This window comes from Streptomyces sp. NPDC002867, from assembly GCF_053591895.1.
In genome coordinates this window covers 34,493-52,449 of record NZ_JBSFUR010000030.1, presented here as the reverse complement: position 1 = coordinate 52,449, position 17,957 = coordinate 34,493, and the positions used below count along the sequence as shown (strand labels likewise).

General features: G+C 67.2%; 14 protein-coding genes. 6 read left to right on the top strand and 8 right to left on the bottom strand.

Features of this window, described 5'->3' with window-relative positions; all coding sequences use genetic code 11:
- Positions 1-35: 35 nt before the first annotated feature.
- The 6 genes from ACWD0A_RS24775 (at position 36) to ACWD0A_RS24750 (ending at position 8,896) form a co-directional block, all read left to right on the top strand.
- Entirely contained in the window at positions 36-533 is a 498-nt protein-coding gene (locus ACWD0A_RS24775) for a hypothetical protein (RefSeq protein ID WP_451301483.1), read from the top strand.
- 6 nt (positions 534-539) lie between these two features.
- Positions 540-2,828, top strand: coding sequence for a DUF6571 family protein (locus ACWD0A_RS24770; RefSeq protein ID WP_451301481.1), 2,289 nt, complete (start codon positions 540-542; stop codon positions 2,826-2,828).
- A gap of 4 nt (positions 2,829-2,832) precedes the next feature.
- A complete protein-coding gene (locus ACWD0A_RS24765; protein WP_451301479.1) occupies positions 2,833-3,489 on the top strand; it encodes a hypothetical protein in 657 nt (218 codons plus the stop codon).
- 193 nt (positions 3,490-3,682) lie between these two features.
- Complete coding sequence (locus tag ACWD0A_RS24760; protein WP_451301477.1) at positions 3,683-4,606, top strand: serine/threonine protein kinase; 924 nt, start codon at positions 3,683-3,685, stop codon at positions 4,604-4,606.
- A gap of 5 nt (positions 4,607-4,611) precedes the next feature.
- A complete protein-coding gene (locus ACWD0A_RS24755) occupies positions 4,612-6,831 on the top strand; it encodes a protein kinase domain-containing protein (protein ID WP_451301475.1) in 2,220 nt (739 codons plus the stop codon).
- Positions 6,767-8,896, top strand: coding sequence for a protein kinase domain-containing protein (locus ACWD0A_RS24750; protein WP_451301473.1), 2,130 nt, complete (start codon positions 6,767-6,769; stop codon positions 8,894-8,896). Before ACWD0A_RS24755 ends, ACWD0A_RS24750 begins: the two co-directional genes overlap by 65 nt.
- Before the next feature lie 95 nt (positions 8,897-8,991).
- Here the strand turns inward: ACWD0A_RS24750 and ACWD0A_RS24745 are convergent, their stop codons facing one another.
- From ACWD0A_RS24745 to eccB, 8 genes are all read right to left on the bottom strand, one after another.
- Complete coding sequence (locus ACWD0A_RS24745; RefSeq protein ID WP_451301471.1) at positions 8,992-10,248, bottom strand: S8 family serine peptidase; 1,257 nt, start codon at positions 10,246-10,248, stop codon at positions 8,992-8,994.
- A 310-nt stretch (positions 10,249-10,558) separates the two neighbouring features.
- Positions 10,559-10,861, bottom strand: coding sequence for a WXG100 family type VII secretion target (locus tag ACWD0A_RS24740; protein WP_392328450.1), 303 nt, complete (start codon positions 10,859-10,861; stop codon positions 10,559-10,561).
- 69 nt (positions 10,862-10,930) lie between these two features.
- Positions 10,931-11,284 (bottom strand): WXG100 family type VII secretion target, encoded by a 354-nt coding sequence (locus ACWD0A_RS24735; RefSeq protein WP_177151322.1) that lies wholly within the window; start codon positions 11,282-11,284, stop codon positions 10,931-10,933.
- 118 nt (positions 11,285-11,402) lie between these two features.
- On the bottom strand, positions 11,403-12,674 hold the full coding sequence (locus ACWD0A_RS24730) for a S8 family serine peptidase (RefSeq protein WP_451301468.1): 1,272 nt from the start codon (positions 12,672-12,674) through the stop codon (positions 11,403-11,405).
- Between the two features lie 25 nt (positions 12,675-12,699).
- Entirely contained in the window at positions 12,700-14,457 is a 1,758-nt protein-coding gene (locus ACWD0A_RS24725; protein ID WP_451301466.1) for a hypothetical protein, read from the bottom strand.
- A gap of 3 nt (positions 14,458-14,460) precedes the next feature.
- Positions 14,461-14,934, bottom strand: a complete 474-nt coding sequence (locus ACWD0A_RS24720; protein WP_451301464.1) for a hypothetical protein — start codon at positions 14,932-14,934, stop codon at positions 14,461-14,463.
- A 197-nt stretch (positions 14,935-15,131) separates the two neighbouring features.
- Complete coding sequence (mycP, locus tag ACWD0A_RS24715; RefSeq protein WP_451301462.1) at positions 15,132-16,373, bottom strand: type VII secretion-associated serine protease mycosin; 1,242 nt, start codon at positions 16,371-16,373, stop codon at positions 15,132-15,134.
- Positions 16,374-16,387: 14 nt separating this feature from the next.
- Positions 16,388-17,914, bottom strand: a complete 1,527-nt coding sequence (gene eccB, locus ACWD0A_RS24710) for a type VII secretion protein EccB (protein ID WP_451301460.1) — start codon at positions 17,912-17,914, stop codon at positions 16,388-16,390.
- Between the last annotated feature and the right edge of the window lie 43 nt (positions 17,915-17,957).

Genomic DNA, 17,957 nt, shown 5'->3' with positions numbered 1-17,957 from the left:
GCGTCCATCGTTGTACGGGGGAAGGAGCCCTGCGGATGGCTTGGGACGAGTGGGAGCAGTTGAAGGCGTCGGCAGCCGAGAAGCAGTCGGCGCAGATGCTGCTGAACGGGCTGCCGCCCGAGGACAGACCCAATGCGGGCAGCCCGCAGGGCGACCTCCAGGTGCATCAGAAGGACCTGGCGAAGATCGGCGACCATGCCTTCAAGCTGTACAACCGGCTGTGGCAGGAAGCTCGGGTCACGAGTACGGACGGGGCCGGCACCGATCTGGACTCGCAGGGGTTCGCACTCGGCAAGGCGCTGCAGCACGTGTCGACCCGGTGGGACAAGCAGCTCGGGTCCGTGATGGACGCGTGTGCGCTGATCTCGAACCACATGGACTTCACCAAGAACGCGCATGCCGGCGACGAGGTCTTCATCGAGCGGCATGTGAGCAGCATCCACACGCTCGACGCGGGATTCGACGAGAACTGGGCGAAGGCAGGCAAAGAGAACGGAATTTACGGGACGAAGGACAAGAAGGACAAGGACTGACTCCTCATGGATTTCGAAGCCCTGCACTCGGCCAATTTCAAGCTGCTCGACGACACAGTCACCGACTGGACGAGCATGATCACCAAACTCGAGACGCTGAAGAAGGACGCCGAGGACGGCCTGCATGGTCAGGCCAACAAGGCCAACTGGGCCGGCTACAACGCCACCGTCTCCCGTGAGTTCATAGGCAAGACCGCCGGTGAGTTCGGCGACGCCGTCACCCAGGCGACGTCCATCCGCAACATCATGCGCGACACCCGCGACGAGCTGAAGACTCAGCAGCGCCTGCTCAAGGAGGCCATCGAGCGCGGCCAGGGCAAGAACCTGACGGTGACCGCGAACGGCGGCGGCTTCACCGTTCGGGAGAACCCGGACAAGAAAGCCCCCGGCGGGCAGGCGGACCTCGATGCCCTGCGCGACGAGCTCCAGGGGATCCTGAACAAGGCGACCGAGATCGACAGCACGGCCTCCACGTCGCTCAAGGCGCTGGTGGACCTCACGGACCACGGCTTCTCGGATGCCACGTACAAGGACCGCGATGAGGCGGCCAACGCCGTCAAGGAAGCCGAGCGGCTCGCGGCGCTGGCCAAGAAGAAGCCGGAGGACATGACCCCGGCGGACTTCGACGCGCTGAAGTCGGGCTTGGAGAAGTACTCGGGCGACGAGATCTTCTCCGAGCACTTCGCCACGACGCTCGGACCGCAGGGGACGCTCAACTTCTGGGCGGGCCTCAACGATCCTCATGCCGCGTACAAGGTCGGCCACGAGCGCGTCGACCAGTACGACGACCTCCAGAAGGCCCTGAGCCTCACCCTCGCCACGGCCACGCAGGCGGACTCGCCCGAGATGTCCCGGTGGAAGTACGACATGGTCAACCTCGGTGACCAGCCGATCTCCAAGAACAGCACCACCATGGGCTTCCAGGTCATGAGCAACCTCATGCGCTGGGGCGACTACGACGACCGCTTCCTGAACGACTACGGAAGCAAGCTGATCGAGACCGAGAAGAAGATGACCGACAACGGTCGTCACGTGCCGATGGGCTGGCAGCACATGGGCATGGACCCGCTGCTCAATCGCACCGGCACCGACTCCGGTTCCGACCCCATGACCGGCTTCCTCAAGGCACTGTCGAACAGCCCGGACGCTGCCACCGAATTCTTCAACGGGGACTTCGTCACCAAGGACGAGGACCACGACTTCGAGGAGGACGCCGACGGCAACGGCAAGAACGAGAAGAGGGAGCTGAGCAACTTCGACTACCTCTTCGGGGAGCGGGACTGGCCCCAGGAAAGGGACAACAAGGGCGAGGACAGCATCGAGGGCCGCAACAACCTCGCGCTTGCCCTGGAGGCGGCGACGACCGGGCACCGGGCAGGAGAGATGCCGACGATCGACACGCCCGCGCACAACGAGGAGCAGGCGAAGCTGGTCGAGAGCATCTTCAGTGCCGTGTCCGAGGACCCGAAGCGCCTCACCGATCACGGTTACATGTCCGACAGCATGGGCCAGATCGCCGCCGAATACATGCCGGACATCAACCGAGGGCTGCACCCCGGCAAGGAGAACGAGGGAGCCCTGTTCCCCCAGGCCGGGGCCTCGGCCTCGCTCAGCGAGCAGGACATCACACGATTCCTGTACACGGTGGGCCAGAACCCCGACGGCTACGCCGCAGTCAACGCCGGACAGCACAGCTACACCACGTCGGTGATGGAGTACCACTTCGCCAACCCAGACGCATACCTGGCAGACCCGAACTTCAGCCGGGACGAGAACCTCAAGAAGTCGATCGAGGACGTCGCCAGGGTCGCCGGCGAGATCGAGGGGACGATCGGCACGGGTCGCGCGTACGCGAACGAGGTGGAGGGCGGCGCGAAGGACGCGGAGTTCAACGATTCCCTCAAGAACGTGAACACCTGGGTGAGCAGTGGAGTGGGCATCGGTATCGGCCTGGCCACGGCGCCCGTCGCAGGCCCGGGCGGGATCGTGGCCGGCGGTCTCGCCGGCACCGCGGCGAGCGAGATCCTCGGATCGATCTCCGAGGGACTGGTGAAGGACAGTTCGGGCGAGGTGATCTACCGCAACGGCAAGGAGATCAACGACACGCGGGAATCCACCTATACGCTGGTCGAGTCGGCTGCCCAGAAGGCCGGCGAAGCCGCGAAGAACCCGTCCCCGCACATCGTGTCGGCGGCGGCAACGGCTGCCGAACAGGGATTCAACAACGCCAAGACCAATGTCGCGGACTTCTGCGACGGTCAGGGGGTTCCCAAGGCGTTGGACAAGGAAGGGTGACGCCGTGAAGGGCGTGTCCGGGAAGCTGATCGTCCTGCTCGCGGTCATCGCGATCGCCGGGGGAGCTGCAGCCGTCGCCTATGTCAGCGGGTTTCCCCCGTTCGAGAGACGTGGAGAAATCACCGCGAAGGACGTGTGCGAAACCCTGGGAGACCAAGACGCCTCCGTCCCCGCTCTCAAAGATGTACTGCCGGAGAAGCCGGAGTACTCCTTCGAGGACAAAGTCGACGGCGAGACGGTGGCACAGGGAGGTTCGAGCCTCACTGCCGACTGCCTGGTGTGGGGCGAGGGTAGCGTGCTGCTCAGCGCCCGGACACAGATGATGGTCGCCGAGCCGGATCGGAGCTGGGCAGCGGAGGCCATCGGGGACGAGCTCGCTTCCCGGGCCACTTCCTTCGAGGCAGGCGCCATGGGCGTCGTCTCGGGCGGAAAGGCTGCGGTGCTCGTGCCCTGCTCGGCTCCGGGCAGCGTCGTGGGCGGCAGCTACAGCCTGAGCGTTGTGGTCCATCTGAGGGAGTACAAGGGATCGGACGAGCCCAAGGTGAGCCAGAGCTTGGTCGATCTGGCACTGGGGGCAGCGCGCTTCGCACACAAGACCGCTCAGTGCGATCTCCCTTCGAAGATCCCGGCTGTCTCTCCGCAAGTCGGCGGTAATTCGTAGACCGGATGCCAGCCCTTGGTGGCACCACCGCGATCGGTGGTGCCACCACCGCGCCTTGTGAGGGCACACCATCGGTGGGCTGTCACGCGACTGCGTCCCATGCGATTCGCTGCGAGCGCGCGGGCCGGTCCACGCCGCTGTGCGGTCCCCGGTAGGCTCCTGTGGCTGATCAGCTTCAGAGGGGGATTCGCAGATGGAACGAGGGCGCACGGAACGGCCCTCCGGCAACAGCCCACACCGTATCGGCCCGTACCAGCTGATCACCCGGCTCGACCCGACCGGCCCCGGCTTCCCGCCCGTGCCCGAGCACCGGTTTGTCGCGCGCAGCGCGGACGGTGACCGCACGGTCCTGGTCAGCGCGCCGCTCGACGGCATCGACCCCGGGCGGTTCCTGGTGGAGGCGCAGGCGGCACATGGGTTCGTCGGGCCGTGGGTGCTGCCCGTTGTCGAGGTGTCGCCGACTCCCGACGCGGCCTGGTGCGCGACGCCCTATCTCCCCGTGCTTCCGTTGCCTGTTGCGCTCGCCGTGCACGGCGGGCCGTTGCCCGAGCACACCGTACGGGCCCTGGGCACGGCTCTCGCCGACACGCTCGCGGGCGCGCACGCGGCGGGCGTCACCCATGCAGGGCTGTCCCCCGCCGCGGTGCTGCTCGCCTGGGACGGGCCGCGTCTGACATGCTTCGGCTCTGTGCGGGCGGCCGCGCCTGACGGCGAGCCTCGCGGCGGCCGTCCCGGGCTGGAGCCTGGAAGCCTCGCCCCCGAGGCGGCGGCCGGCGGACGGCCCCGGCCTCCGGGCGACATCCACGGCCTCGGCGCCGTCCTCGCCTACGCCGCCACCGGCCACACGGTCCCGGACCGCGCCGAACTCCCCGATTCCTTGCGCCCCTTGATCTCCCGCTGCCTGTCCCGCGACGCAGCTGCCCGCCCGACGGCGTCCGAGCTGCTGCTCGCCCTCCCGCCGGCTTCGTCCGCGCCGTCGGCGACAGTGCTGGACTCCGCGGCGTCGCTGCTGTCCCCCGGCTGGCTGCCCGGGCGTGTGGTCGCAGCACTCGCCCGCCAGTCGGCTCAGTTGCTCGCGGCCGAGATCCGCCTTACTCCGACCGCCTCCAGGACCTGATGACGATGCTTGCGCCTCTGACCCACGACGACCCGGGCGAGATCGGCGGCCACCGGCTCCTCGCCCGACTCGGCCACGGCGGCATGGGCACCGTCTACCTCGCGCGCAACGCCGGCGGACGCACTGTCGCCCTCAAGACCATGCACGCCCGGATCGCGAGCGACCCGGCCGCGCGCACTCGCTTCCACCTCGAGACCGACGCCGCCCGCATCATCGGCGACCACCACGGCGCCACGGTCGTCGACGCCGACCCGGCCGCCGAAACCCCCTGGCTCGCCACGGAGTACGTCCTCGGCCCGCCCCTGGACGACGCGGTCGCCCTGTGCGGCCCGCTGCCCGAGGCGTCCGTTCGGGCTTTGGGCGCGGCCCTCGCAGGCGCTCTCGCCCAGCTCCACGCCTCCGACGTCGTGCACCGCGACCTGAAGCCCTCCAACGTCATGATCACGGCCCACGGCCCCAAGATCATCGACTTCGGCATCGCCCGCGCCGCCGGCGACGACCGCCTCACCCGTACCGGCACGGCGGCGGGCACGCCCGCCTTCATGTCCCCTGAGCAGGCCACGGGCCAGGAACACACGGCCGCGGGCGACGTGTTCGCCCTCGCCGGGGTCCTGGTCTTCGCGGCCACGGGCCACGGCCCCTTCGGCGCCGGCCAGGCGGCCGACCTCCTCTACCGCGTCCGCTACGCCGACCCTGACCTGTCGGGAGTCCCGGCCGGGCTGAGCTCGGTCCTGGCCAGCTGCCTGTCCAAGGACCCTGGTCAACGCCTCACGACGCGGGAGCTTGGGGCCGAACTGCACGACGGCCGCGGGGAGTTCGCTGACCACCTGCCGACGCCGCTGCTCACAGACATCGCCCGCCGCGCAACGGAGGTCTGGCTGCACCAGCCGTACCGGCTGCCGCCACCTACGGAGGGCCCTTACGCGGCCCCGCCCACGGCCCGCCCGGGCATGTCCCGGCGCAAGCTGCTGTCGGTGGCCGGCGGTTCGCTGGTGGCGGTGGGCGCGGCGGGGGCGTGGGCGTGGGTGTGGTCCGGGAGGAAGGCGAGGGACGAGGACACGCCTTCGCTCCCCGCCGACAGTGGACCTCGCCCCTTGTGGCGCGCCGATGCCGGCGTCACAGCAGATGTTCCCCTCTTGATGACCGTGGGCGATGCAGTAGCCACCTGGCAGCAGGGCCCGATCGTCGGCCTGGACGCAGAAAGCGGCAAGCCCCGCTGGTCATCCCGACTGTTTTGGGATTCGAACGAAATAGCGACCGACGGCAGGGTGATCTATGGCTTGGTCCCGGAGCTGGGAGAAAGAAACGCGCTGTCTGTCCATGCTCTCACCCCGGGCCCCGGGAACACGCAGCGCCGCATCGCCCGGATACCCGGGTTCGCAGGTTCCCAGGGTGAAGTGGAAATGATCCTCGCGGCAGCCGGCTTGCTCTTCATGGCGGCACGGAAGATTGTGCCCGGCCACGACAAGACCGCAGAACAGGTGGATGACTGGCACTTGCTTGCGGTGGACATCCGCACCGGCCAGAAGCGGTGGCAGATGCCCCTGCCGGACTTCTCTGTGGGCAACGAGTACACAGCCATCAGCGTGAAGGTCACCGGAAACCGGCTGCTCTTGTGTCGGAGGGTCTTCTTCGACGAGGAGGACGAACCTGTCGACCCGCACTTTTACGTCGCGGCCTTCGACATCGCCAAGGGCGAGCGCCTCTGGGCATGGGAAATCCCCCGGCAAGCCGACGACAGTTCGTACCTGATTCCAGGCGCCCTCGCCTTGGACGAGCAGCATGTGTACCTCGCCAGCGGACACGTCTGGGCCCTGCGGCTCTCCACCGGGGAAGTCGCCTGGAAGTTCGGCGACAACCGTAACTACGGCGGCATTCCACAGGAGGCGCGCCGCTATGGCACACCGGCTGTCAGGGACGGCGTCGTGTACGCGGCCGAGGGAGCCCGCGGCATCGTGGCCCTGGACGCTTCGACAGGAAGTCTCCTTTGGGAGGAATCCGAGGACCTGACGAAGGACGTGGCCCCTGTCCTCGATCCGCCACCGGTCATCGGCAGGAAATTCGTCTACGTCAAGGTCGACAGCGGTATCAGCGCCGTCAACATGCGAACCCACAAGTCCGCGTGGACGTACCAGACTTCAGCTTCGCTCTTCGCTGCACATGAGACAGCCGAGCGGCTCATCTGCGTCGACGGCAACTCCATCAACGCCTTGCCTTTCGAGTGAAGAGAGCAACCTCGCGATGAACCCCCTCAGCGCTGGCGATCCCCTGCGCCTCGGCCCGTATCGGCTTCTCGGCACCCTGGGTGCGGGCGGAATGGGAAAGGTCTACTTCGGGCGGGACAACGCGGGCCGCACGGCGGCGGTCAAAGTCCTCCATCCCGAGCTCTCCCACGACCTGCATCTGGCTCAGCGCTTCGTACGGGAGGCCGTCACCGCGCAGTCCGTGACGAGCAACGGCGTGGCAAGGGTCCTCGGCGCGCAGTTGGAGGGCGGCCGTCCCTGGATCGCCGCGGAGTTCCTGGCGGGCCCGACACTCGAAGAGGCGATCGCCGCATACGGGCCGCTGGACGAGGCCGGACTGCGCGTCCTCGCGACGGCTCTCGCCCGCACGCTGCAGGACATTCACGCAGCAGGTCTCGTCCACCGCGACCTCAAACCGTCCAACGTCGTACTGACCTCGGCCGGTCCGCGTGTCATCGACTTCGGCATCGCCCGTCCCGAGCACGGACTGACCCTGACCACGACCGGCCAGATCCCGGTCACCCCGGGATACGGCGCGCCGGAGCAGGTGCTCGGGCAGCGCGTCGGCCCGGCGGCCGACGTCTTCTCCTTGGGTGCACTGCTGGCCTACGCGGCGAGCGGAATCCGTGCCTACGACGGTCCGCATGTGGCAGGCGTGCAGTACCAGGTCGTCCACGGCGATCCGGACCTGCGGCACGTCCCCGACGGAATCCGGGCCCTGTTGCTCCCCTGCCTTGCCAAAGACCAGGCCTACCGGCCCCTCCCCTCACAGATTGCGGAGGCTTTCGCGCCGCCGCGGGGAGCGGACAAGTTGTGGCGCCAGGGTGCCTTGTCCGTAGACATCGAACGGCGTGAGAAGGCTGCCGCAGTCTTGGCCACGACCTTGCCTTCAGCCGGAGAGGTCAAGCCGTCCCGTCGGGTGCTTCTCATGGCGCTCGCAGGTGGTGGGACTGCACTCGGCCTCGGTGGCGCGGGAACGGCCTGGTGGCTCCTGAACGACCGCAAGTCCGCCAACGTTCCGGTGGTCATCCCAGCGGCCGCGGAACGGCCTGTGGCCGCCACACTCAAGCCCGACGAAGAACTCGCCCCTCTATGGGGACCCGTGAGGGGCTCGAACCTCGAGAGTCTGCCTCCCCTCCCGGTCCGGGACGTCGTGGTCTTCGGCTCGGCCGACGGCGGACTGGCCGCCCACCGGGTGACCGACGGAAAGCAGAAGTGGACGGCCCCCATGGTGACGGCATCCGCCGGCTCTGTATCGGCTGCCGATCGGCTCGTCCTGGCAGCGGACGCCATGGGAGCCCTGTACGCGTTTGTCGCCTCCACCGGCGAACAGGTGTGGGCGGTCCCCGTCTCTGCCGACAAGCTCCTGACCTCTGACGGCCGCGCGGTGTACCTGCTGACCGAGGAAGGTCAATTGCAAGCGGTTGGCGTCACGACCGGCAAGGTGCTCTGGTCGGTGCCCACGCCTGTGCGGACGTCGGCGTGGGAACCTCCGGCAGCGGCCGTGAAGAACGGTCGACTGGTCTTGTTCCCGTCCGACGGCAATGTGGTCGTTCTGGACACGGCCACCGGCAAGGCGGTCTGGGGTCTCGACGATCAGGGGACGTCAGCGGTCATGCCTGCCGTGGTCGGCGACAAGGTGTACCTCGGCGGCAATACGCTCACCTCCCGGTCGCTCGCCGATGGAGCGGAGTTGTGGAGCGTTCGTGCCAAGTCCGGGAAGTGGGGTCCTCCGACCGTCCGCGGGAACGAAGTGTACGCCGTCGACAACGAGCTCCGCCGCCTCCGAGCGGGCGATGGCAAAGAGGAGTGGGATCTCTACGGCGCAGTCAGGTTCGGCGACCTGCTGCCGCCTGTCGTCCAAGGAGGCACCGTATGGGTCGCAGAGAGTGACGACGGCTACTTGATCGCCGTCGATATCCGCTCCGGTGAGCAGATCTTCGATTACTTGGCTGAGGGCAGTGGCGAGTACTGGTACGCCGGCGACGGGAACCGTGTGTTCGTTGCCCACGGCGGCTCGATCTCCGCCCTACCGGTCAGGGCCTGATTTCTGAATCACTCCCGGCAAGTCGTCCACGAGGGGCAGATCTTCAACGGCTTTCGTCTCCGCCGTGACCGGGCCTCCGGGGCCCGGCCGTTTGGTCAGGCGCTGCGACGCTTCCGCACGACAGCGAAGCTCCCGCCCCCGATCACCACCGCGGCTGCGACGGCACCCCATGCCCATCCGGGCAGGCTGCCTTCGTCCGGGCCCTCTGTACTGGAGCCTGTCACGACGGCATGGGAACTGGGCTTGGTTGCCGGGGCTTCTGACGAAGCGGGTGCAGAAGCCGCGGGTGAGGCGGACCAGAGGGAGCCACCTGGGACCTTCTCGTTCGTGAGAGGGCTGATGTCGGGCTCACCCGGCTTGCCGATGCCACGGTTGATGTGCGCACCCGGCCGGACGATGCCGTGGCCGAGGTAGTTGCTGACCGTGCCCTCTTTCCAGTCGTCGCCACGGCCGACCGACTCCAACATGACGCGCAGAACCTGGTTGGCGGTCCAGTCGGGATGCGCGGACCAGATGAGGGCGGCGGAGGCGGAGGCGAGGGCGGAGGCCGCACTGGTACCGCCGTCCCCGAGGCAATAGCGGGTGAAACTGTCGTCGCACCATGCTGGGACGTCATTACCGGGAGCGGCAAGGTCCACAAAGTCGCCGTGCTGGGAGTAGTCGGCTACTCGGCCAACTCGATCAGTTGCAGCGACAGCAACCGCCTCGGGATAACTTGCCGGATACTGCGGCTTGTTGCCCTCCTTGGCACTGTCTCCTACACCCGCGAAGAGGAGCTTCCCCTTGAACTGAGCATCCTGAACCGCGTCCCGAACAGCGGAACTGTAGAACTCGCTGCGCATCGAGATACTGATGATCTGGGCCTCGCTGTCGACTGCGGCCTTGATCGCCTCCTCCATGTCGAAGGCGTTCGCACTCCGGTTGTTCTGCAGGCCGGTATCGCTGACCCTGAACGGAATGACCTTGGCTCCAGGTGCCAGCCCCTTGAGTCCGCCGCCTGCCCCTGTGCCGACAATGAGCTCGGCCATCGTCGTTCCATGACCACTGTAGTCGTCGGTCTCGTCGCCCTTGGCCTCTGCGACGTCCATTCCTTTCAGGACCTGGCCCTTGAGAGAGGACGTCCTCGGGTTCACGCCAGTGTCGATGACGGCGACCTTGATTCCTTGGCCCGTCGAGGTCTTCCAAATCTCCTCGGCATGCATGGCATCCAGGTACCACTGCTTCGACTGTCCGTCAGCAGCAACTGCGGCTGGTGCAGTCCCCGCGAAGCTCGCCGTCAGTGCCGCAACCATCGTCACGGTGCTGACCAACCGCCGCCGGGGCCTTCGGGCTTTGATCATTACTGCCGTCATCCTGACTTCTGAACCTTCCCCAGTACTTACTCGATCACGGGCGATGTCCCGACTCGGATACCAAGCACGTCTGGAGCCGGCCTTGGCCGGTCGGCACCGACCGGTACTGGGTCCCAACCGCCGCAGGGCAGGGATCCCTGCATCGATCACGGCGACTGACGATGCGCCATGGTGATCGGCGTGGGCTTTATGAGCAATGCTGACGCAGAGGGGGATCCCGGGCTTGAGAGGGTGAACATGAGACACGCAGGAGGGTGGGCACCCCTCGCGCGTGCCCACCCTTGTAACTGCGTACTGCTTTCAGCGTCGCCTAGGCGAAGTAGCTGGCGGCCTTCTTGTCGCCGCCCATGTAGTCGCCGCCTGCCCTCGCAACGACCTGGCCGATCTGCATGAGAGCCTGGTGGATGTCTGCAGCTTCCTTGTCCCACTTCTGCTGTTCCTGGACGTAGGCGGTGTGCGCCTCGCCCTCCCAGCCTGCGGCGACGCTGGCCATGGCCGTCTTGATTTCCCGCAGGTCCTCTTCGAGCTTCTTGGCCTGGTTGCCGAGCGTGGTCGCCGCCATGTCGAGGCCGTCGTACTTGACGACGAGCTCGTCTCCCGAATTCATGCCCATGATTCCCTCATCTCACGTGTTGTGGTCATTCGGCATTGCACGTGCCGAGATCGAGTGCGCCCAGAGGTCCTAGAGGCCGCTGAGGCCCGACTTGGGAGCGGCACTGGTGCCGACACCGAGGTCGACGTTGATGGCCTGCACAGCAGCCCGGACGTCGTCTTCCGTGCCGTCCTTGATCTTCCGCGAGGTGCTCATCGCCTCAAGGAACTTCGCAAGGATGTTGCCGAGACGCACCATCGAGGTGTTGATCTCCTGCTGCTTCGTGTTGAAGGCTCCGGCGCCGATACCCTTCCACTGGCCCTCAAGGCTGTCGATCGTGCCCTGAATCTGCTGGAGCTGACCCTTGATCGAGTTGAACTTCTCGAAAAGGTGCTTCTCGAGCTGGATGACTTGCTGGTCTGAAAGCCGCTGGCCCTGTGACACGGTTGCGTTTCCCTTCTGAACTACTGTTACGACCGGCTGGGTTGCGCTTCACCAGGTATGAGGTGAAGCCTGACTTGAGGTGAAGGTCTGAACGGGCCACCGAGGCCCGGCCGTTGGGTCAGGCGCTGCGACGCTTCCGTACAGCGGCGAAGGCTCCGCCCCCGATCACCACCGCGGCGGCGGCGATGGCGCCAATGACCCATCCGGGCAGACTGCTGTCGTCCGAGGACTCCGAACTGGAGCCTGCCACGGGGGCGGCGGAGTCGGGCTTGTCCTGGGGGGCTTGTGACGAAGCTGGTGCAGAAGAGGCGGGAGCACCGTTGACTGGGATGTCGCCCCCCGTCTTCTCATTGGTGAGCGGGCTGACGTCGGGCGCGCCGGGGGCGCCCTGCCTCTCGATGAGAATCTTGCGCGGACGGATCAGACCGTGACCGAGGTAGACGCTTCGCGTGCCCTTTGCCCAGTCTCGCCCTGCTGTGTCGAACATCGCGCGAAGGACCTGATTCGCAGTCCAGTCGGGGTGCTGGGACCAGATGAGGGCGGCGGATGCGGAGGCGATGGCCGTAGCCGAACTTGTGCCGCCATCCCCGTCGCAGTACTTCGTGAATGTCTCGTCGCACCAGCCGGGGACGTCGTTGCCGGGGGCTGCAATGTCGACGTTGTCACCGTGCTGGGAGTACTCGGAGACTGTGCCGTTCTGGTCGGCGGAGGCGACGCCAACGACGTCGGGGTATCCAGCCGGGTATTCGGGGGCGTTGTCCTCCTTGGCGCTATTTCCGGCACTGGCGAAAAAGAGCTTCCCCTTACTGTGCGCATATTCCGTCGCCTGCCGGATTGCCATGTCTGAGTATGGGCTCCCGAAGGACATGCTGATGATCTGCGCATCACTGTCGGCCGCAGCTCGGATCGCATCGGCCTGGTCCTGGCCGTTCACCTTCTGCTTGTTCTGGAAGTTGGAATCTGCAACACGGAAAGGGATGACCTGAGCGCCTGGCGCAACCCCCCGCATGCCTCCACCTTTACCTGTTCCGACAATCAATTCGGCCATGGTCGTCCCATGTCCGGTGTAGTCGTCGGTTTCGTCGCCGTCAGCCTCTGTCGCGTCAAACCCCTTCAACACCTGCCCCTTCAGGGACGGCACGTCCGCGTTGACCCCCGTGTCAATGACTGCGACCTTGATGCCCTTACCGGTGGTGACTTGCCACAGCTTCTCCGCGTGCATCGCTTCCAGGTACCACTGCTTCGCCTGGACATCCTCTGCAGTTGCGGCCAGTGCAGGACTCGTGGGGCCGGTGAACCAGATACCTGCCGCAGCTACCGTGCACCCAACGCTTCTTCGCAGGACATGAGACACACTGCGCTTCCCTGCCCGGCCCATCACTGACGCCATCCTGGCTTCCGAACCTTCCCTGTGCCTATTCCATCACCGGAGGAACGGCATTGCGGCGCCGTGCCTGCCAGGTCTCTTCGTCTTCCGTCAGGTACTCAGGACGCGATGAACCCGTGTGCTCCTGCCCCTCGTTCTCGGGCTTGTCACGCCCCTGCGATCCACGCACGAGCCCGGAGCCGCCCTGTGTGAAGCCACCAGCACCGGAGCTGGAACCGGACCTGCCGGCACGAGGTGTCCCCACCACCCCGTTCGGCCCGGCGGCGACCCGGGCGCCGGGACGCGAGTCGGACTTCGCCGGGTTCGCTCCGATGACGCCCTGCTGACCGACCCGGCTCCCCGAAGTGCGACCCGTAGTCGTCACATCGGCACCGATGACCTTCCCCTGCGGGATTCGCGAGCCGGACGTCTTGTTCGTAGCGTTCTGCGGCTTGCCACCGAAGATGCCGTCCGCGCGTCCCGCACGGGACGGTCCTGTCGTCTTTCCGGTGTCGGCTCTGCCGGCCAGGGGCGGCGTACCAGAGGGTCGGCCCGTGACAGGACCCTTGCCCGTCGGGGTGATGGGACCCGTCCCACCAGGGCGGCCTGTGACAGGGCCCGTGACAGGACCCTTGCCCGTCGCGGTGATGGGACCCGTCCCACCAGGGCGGCCCATCGGAGGCTGGCTGACCTGGCGACCTGCAGGCCCCGGGCGCCCTGTGACGGGGCTGGTTCGGGACGTGTCTGCCCTGCCCACCGGGGGCCCACTCGGGCCAGTAGTTCGCGGCAGACCAGGCTTTCCCGCGGCACGCGACGTCGTGTCCCGCCCAGGGGGCATAGCGGTCACGGGCGGCACAGGGACGGTCGGAGACGGGTTCGGACCTGTTGTGGGCGACACCGGTGTCGGGGAGGGTGGAGTGGTGGTCGGCGGGTGCTGGAGTGTGACGCTGTCGATCTGCACGGACGTGCTCGGTGGCGGCGTCGAGCCCACGGTGCCGACGGACTCCGTGCGAGCCGAACCGTCAGTCCCCTGGGACACCGCCAGGTCTGACGCGTTCTCCCTTGATGCCCTTGCGACCGGGTCGGTGCTGGCCGTGCCGTCGCGCGAAACTCCATGGGTACTTACGTCCGGAGCCGGCACATGCGCCTTGAGCGCCCGGGAGAACTTCGGTGTCGGCTCCGCTGCCAGATTCTGCTCCGACACCGCGTAGTACGACGCCAGCTTGTACATCTGGTTGATGGCTTCCTGGCGGTCCTTCTCGACCTGTACCGCCTTGTCGTACTCCGCCTTGTTGGCAGCACGCTCCTCCGGCGGGATCTCGCCGGGCTTCCGCTTGTTCGCCCGGTCGTCACGCGGCGGCATCTTCACCGAGGCAAGACCGGTACCCGCGACGGTGATCTGGGTGCCGGCCACGTCGGCGAACGCGGCAAGCTCTCGTGCGTGTCCGGCGAGAGCCCGTCCGAAGGACCGGAACTCCTCACCGGACTCCCCCTGCCAGTCGACCTTGTCAACGTATGACTGCAGCTCTCGCGCAGCGTCCTTGAGCGCGTCGCGTGCGTTCCACAGGGCCGTGCCCGCGTTCTCCAGGTCCGCCGGGTTGGTGTTCTCGACGAGGGCGATCAGGTCGTTGAGCTGTTTGCCTTCGAAGTTGCTGCGCGCGTAGGGCCCGTTGGGGTCCCCGAAGATGCTGCCCATGACCGACGAGACCACCCTGGTCACGTCGGTCACCCCCAGCTGCACCTTGACGCGCGTCAGGTCCTGCTCGTGCTGTTCCTTGGGGCTCAGCTCCGGCGCGTTCTCGGTCATCGGTCACCACCCGCCATCAGTGTCATTGTTCTTCGGAGCCTGCGGCTTGTCAGTCGACTTCTCGCGCTCCTCATCCGCCGCACGCCGCTCGTCGACCCGGGCCTTGATCTCCGCGAACCGGTGCCGCGTGTCCTCGTCCACGTTGTCGAAGCCGACGTCGGCGGCGTGCACAGCGATGTTGAGCATCTCGATCTGGTCACCGAGGGACTGGGACAGTGAGACGAGCGACTGGTGGACACGCTCGTACTGGTTGTACAGCCCGTGCGCTTCCGCGAACTCCTTGGATCCTCCGTTGGTCAGCGACGCGGGCGAGATCGTCTGGGCCGACACCTTGGTCTTGCCCGCCGCCCCGCCCTCGAACTCGGTGAGCAGCGCGGTCACCCGCTTCTGAAACCGCTTCAGTGCGCCTACACCGCGCTCGAGGTCAGCCGTGCCCCCCGAGCCGCCCCCACCTTCTGCCGGAAGCACGATGCCCATTCCTCCCCGTTTGCTTCACCTGTCATACATTGCGATCGTGGTGACTCGCCATCCATCGATTGCATCGGATACCACTCTAACCACCGGGTACGACAGCCCCAAGTGTCTTATCCGTCACGGGACTTCAACGCTTCGGCGTGGTCACGCCGTGTGCGGCTGCAATCGTCGCCGCCTTGTCACGGTCTTGGCACAACCCCTCAGCCCGCCGCTTCCCGCGCGACCCTTCGGCTCCTGCGACGGGAGTCGCGGAGCGCCACCGCCGAGCCCGCGATCGCCGCGACCACCACTCCCCCGCCGACCAACACGTACGTCGCCAGTCGGGCGTTGCGCTGCTCCGGTGTCTCGCCCAGGGGGAGTTCGGCCGGGGTCGGGGCCTCCGCGCCGGTCACGCCCTCGTGGGCGACCGGCTTCTCGATCGGCTTGTCGTCCTCGGTGAGGGCCCGGACCGGGTCGACCACTCCCCAGCCGACGAGGCGGTCATGACCGGCGATCGAGCGTTCCGCCGTCTGCTGGATCTGGGCGACGATCTGCTCCTGGGTCCAGTCGTCGTGCTTGGCCTTGACCAGGGCGGCCAGACCGGCGACGTACGGCGCGGAGAAACTCGTGCCGCTGTCGGCGCAGTGGCCTCCGCCCGGCACGGTGGAGACCATGTCGACACCCGGTGCTGCCACACCCACGAAGTCGCCGGACTGGGAGAACTGGGCCCGTTCGTTGTTGCGGTCCGAGGAGGCGACGGCGAGCACGCCGTCGTACGAGGCGGGGTAGGTGCGCTTGACGTTGCCGCCCAGTCCGTCGTTGCCCGCCGAGGCGACGACGACGATCTCCTTCGCGAGGGCGGAGTCCACGGCCTGCTTGAGCGCGGGTGCCGGTTCCACGGCGTTGGCCGTGTCCTGCGAGATGTTGATGACGTCGGCCTTCTCGTCGATCGCGTGCCGGATCGCCTGGGCCAGGGTCTCGGCGGTGCCGCGGCCCTCCGCGTCGTTCTGCTGGATCGGGATGATCGTGGCGTCCGGCGCCAGCCCGACGAAACCGGTGCCCTTGACGGGGCGGGCCGCGATGATGCCGGCGACCTTCGTGCCGTGGCCCACCGTGTCCGTGGTGCCGTTCTCCTTGCCGCGCTCGATCTTGTTGCCGTTGTCGTCTTTGGCGCCCTTGGGGATCAGGTTGATGCCGCTCCCGGTGTCCACGGCCTTTGTCAGCTGCGGGTTCTTGACGTCGACACCCGTGTCGATGACGGCGACCCGTACGCCCTTGCCGGTGGACTGCTTCCACAGCTCGTCCAGCAGGACGCGCTGGAGCGACCAGGGCCGGCCTTCGTACTTCTTCCCGGGAAAGGTGCACTGGGTGCTGTCCGCCGCCGCGGTGGTCATCGGCAGGCCGATGACCGTGAGCGCGGTGGCGGCCGCGACGGCGAGCAGGCGCCGACTGGTGTTCGTCATCTTCCTACCGGCCCTCACGAGCCCTGGGGCTGCCGCGCGGCCCCGGTCGACAGACGGGGCCCGGTGGGCAGGAACGTCGACCATTCCGCGGGGATGGGCCGCGGGTCGACGCCCTTGTAACCGAGCCGGTTCTGGGCCTGCTGGGCTTCCGCCTGGCGCGCCTGCTTCTCCTCGGCCGAGCCGGAGGAGCCGATGCCGGAATCGTCGGTGGCGCTGTCGCCGTTGGACTGCATCGCGTAGCGCAGCCCGGTGTCGGTCACGAGGAAGAGGAACCCGCTACCGGTCGTGGAACCCTTGAACTGGCGGAAAAGCTGGCCGGATCCGGGCGTGACGTAGGCGCTGCTGGAGCCGGTGGGGAGGGTGGCCGGGAAGTCGGTGCCGGCCCAAGTGCTCAGCGTGGTCGTCCCGTTGTCGGCATCCACCGCTCGCAGGACGTTGCACACCGTGTTGCGGCTGCCTTCGGACGTGCTCGCCTCGTTGACCGGCACCGGTGCCGCCTGCGGCCACTTCTTGTCCTGGCCGAATGCCTGCCCCGGCTGGAAGGCACCGCCGCTGACCGCGGTCGCCTCGCCGGCCTGGCCGAGGTCGACGAGCTGCCGGCTGTTGAGCAGCAGCTTGGCGGTGAAGTCCGACACGGGGGCGACCCGTCCCTGCAGGACGACGTACATCTGCTTCTTCGTGCCACTGGTGGCGGACAGGACCATGCCGACCTTGTTGACCTGGGGGTCGAGCTCACCGGGGATGTTGGCAGGGGTGCTGACCTGCCCGGGGACGGTCGGGAAGGTGATGGTGTCGCCCTTGTGAAGGGTGGCGAGCCATGCCTCCGACACCCGCTGCGCCGCGCGGTCCTGGCCCACCAGCTGGCGCAGCAGCAGTTCGTCCTTGTCCACGCGGTACGCCGTGCCCGTCGCGTCGACCACGTAGCGGGTCTTGTCGGGGCCTTCGACGTAGAGCAGTTCGCCGCCGGTCAGACGGTTCGCGCCTTCCGTCTTCTTCGCCTCGCGCTCGGCGAGGACGAACGCCGCCTTCTGGATCGCCCTGCCGCCCTCGCCCGGCCGCTCGCACACGGCCCAGCGCTTGGCCGCACCGGCTTCCTTGCTGTCGGGCAGACGGTCGGGGGCGTACGGGATACCGAGCGTGGCACCGTGCGGGATCTTGCCACTGTCGAGGACCGACTCGTCGACGTTGATGACCTTGCCCTTGTCCGGGTTGAGGAGGAGCTTGGCCGACGACATGTTCAGAACCGGGTGCAACTGGACTTTCTTGCCGGTCTTGAGCACGACATAACGAGTCGTCGACTTGCTGGCGATGATCACGTTCTCACCCGGCTTGTTCCAGTCCTTGGGGGCGACCGGCTTGAACATCCCCCAGGCACCGAAGATGGCGAGGATCACCACACCGACGATGGTCCCGGGCAGCACCGCACGCAGCGGGCGCGGCGCACCTTCCTCGGAGCCGGTCGCATTCGGCTGCACGAACTGCGCAATCAGTCTCCGCTTCGCGAAGGTGTAGGCGTTCAGTTCGTCCCGTCGTGATGCCATCTGTTCGCTGTCCCTCTCCCCGCTGGGCGACCAGGTTCCCACA

What these genes read in the sequence shown, in the direction of transcription:
- ACWD0A_RS24720 (WP_451301464.1), bottom strand. Translation starts at nt 14,934, where the DNA reads ATGGGCATCGTGCTTCCGGCAGAAGGTGGGGGCGGCTCGGGGGGCACG.
- mycP (WP_451301462.1), bottom strand. Translation starts at nt 16,373, where the DNA reads ATGACGAACACCAGTCGGCGCCTGCTCGCCGTCGCGGCCGCCACCGCG.
- ACWD0A_RS24775 (WP_451301483.1), top strand. Translation starts at nt 36, where the DNA reads ATGGCTTGGGACGAGTGGGAGCAGTTGAAGGCGTCGGCAGCCGAGAAG.
- eccB (WP_451301460.1), bottom strand. Translation starts at nt 17,914, where the DNA reads ATGGCATCACGACGGGACGAACTGAACGCCTACACCTTCGCGAAGCGG.
- ACWD0A_RS24755 (WP_451301475.1), top strand. Translation starts at nt 4,612, where the DNA reads ATGCTTGCGCCTCTGACCCACGACGACCCGGGCGAGATCGGCGGCCAC.
- ACWD0A_RS24770 (WP_451301481.1), top strand. Translation starts at nt 540, where the DNA reads ATGGATTTCGAAGCCCTGCACTCGGCCAATTTCAAGCTGCTCGACGAC.
- ACWD0A_RS24730 (WP_451301468.1), bottom strand. Translation starts at nt 12,674, where the DNA reads ATGGCGTCAGTGATGGGCCGGGCAGGGAAGCGCAGTGTGTCTCATGTC.
- ACWD0A_RS24750 (WP_451301473.1), top strand. Translation starts at nt 6,767, where the DNA reads ATGAGACAGCCGAGCGGCTCATCTGCGTCGACGGCAACTCCATCAACG.
- ACWD0A_RS24745 (WP_451301471.1), bottom strand. Translation starts at nt 10,248, where the DNA reads ATGACGGCAGTAATGATCAAAGCCCGAAGGCCCCGGCGGCGGTTGGTC.
- ACWD0A_RS24760 (WP_451301477.1), top strand. Translation starts at nt 3,683, where the DNA reads ATGGAACGAGGGCGCACGGAACGGCCCTCCGGCAACAGCCCACACCGT.
- ACWD0A_RS24725 (WP_451301466.1), bottom strand. Translation starts at nt 14,457, where the DNA reads ATGACCGAGAACGCGCCGGAGCTGAGCCCCAAGGAACAGCACGAGCAG.
- ACWD0A_RS24740 (WP_392328450.1), bottom strand. Translation starts at nt 10,861, where the DNA reads ATGGGCATGAATTCGGGAGACGAGCTCGTCGTCAAGTACGACGGCCTC.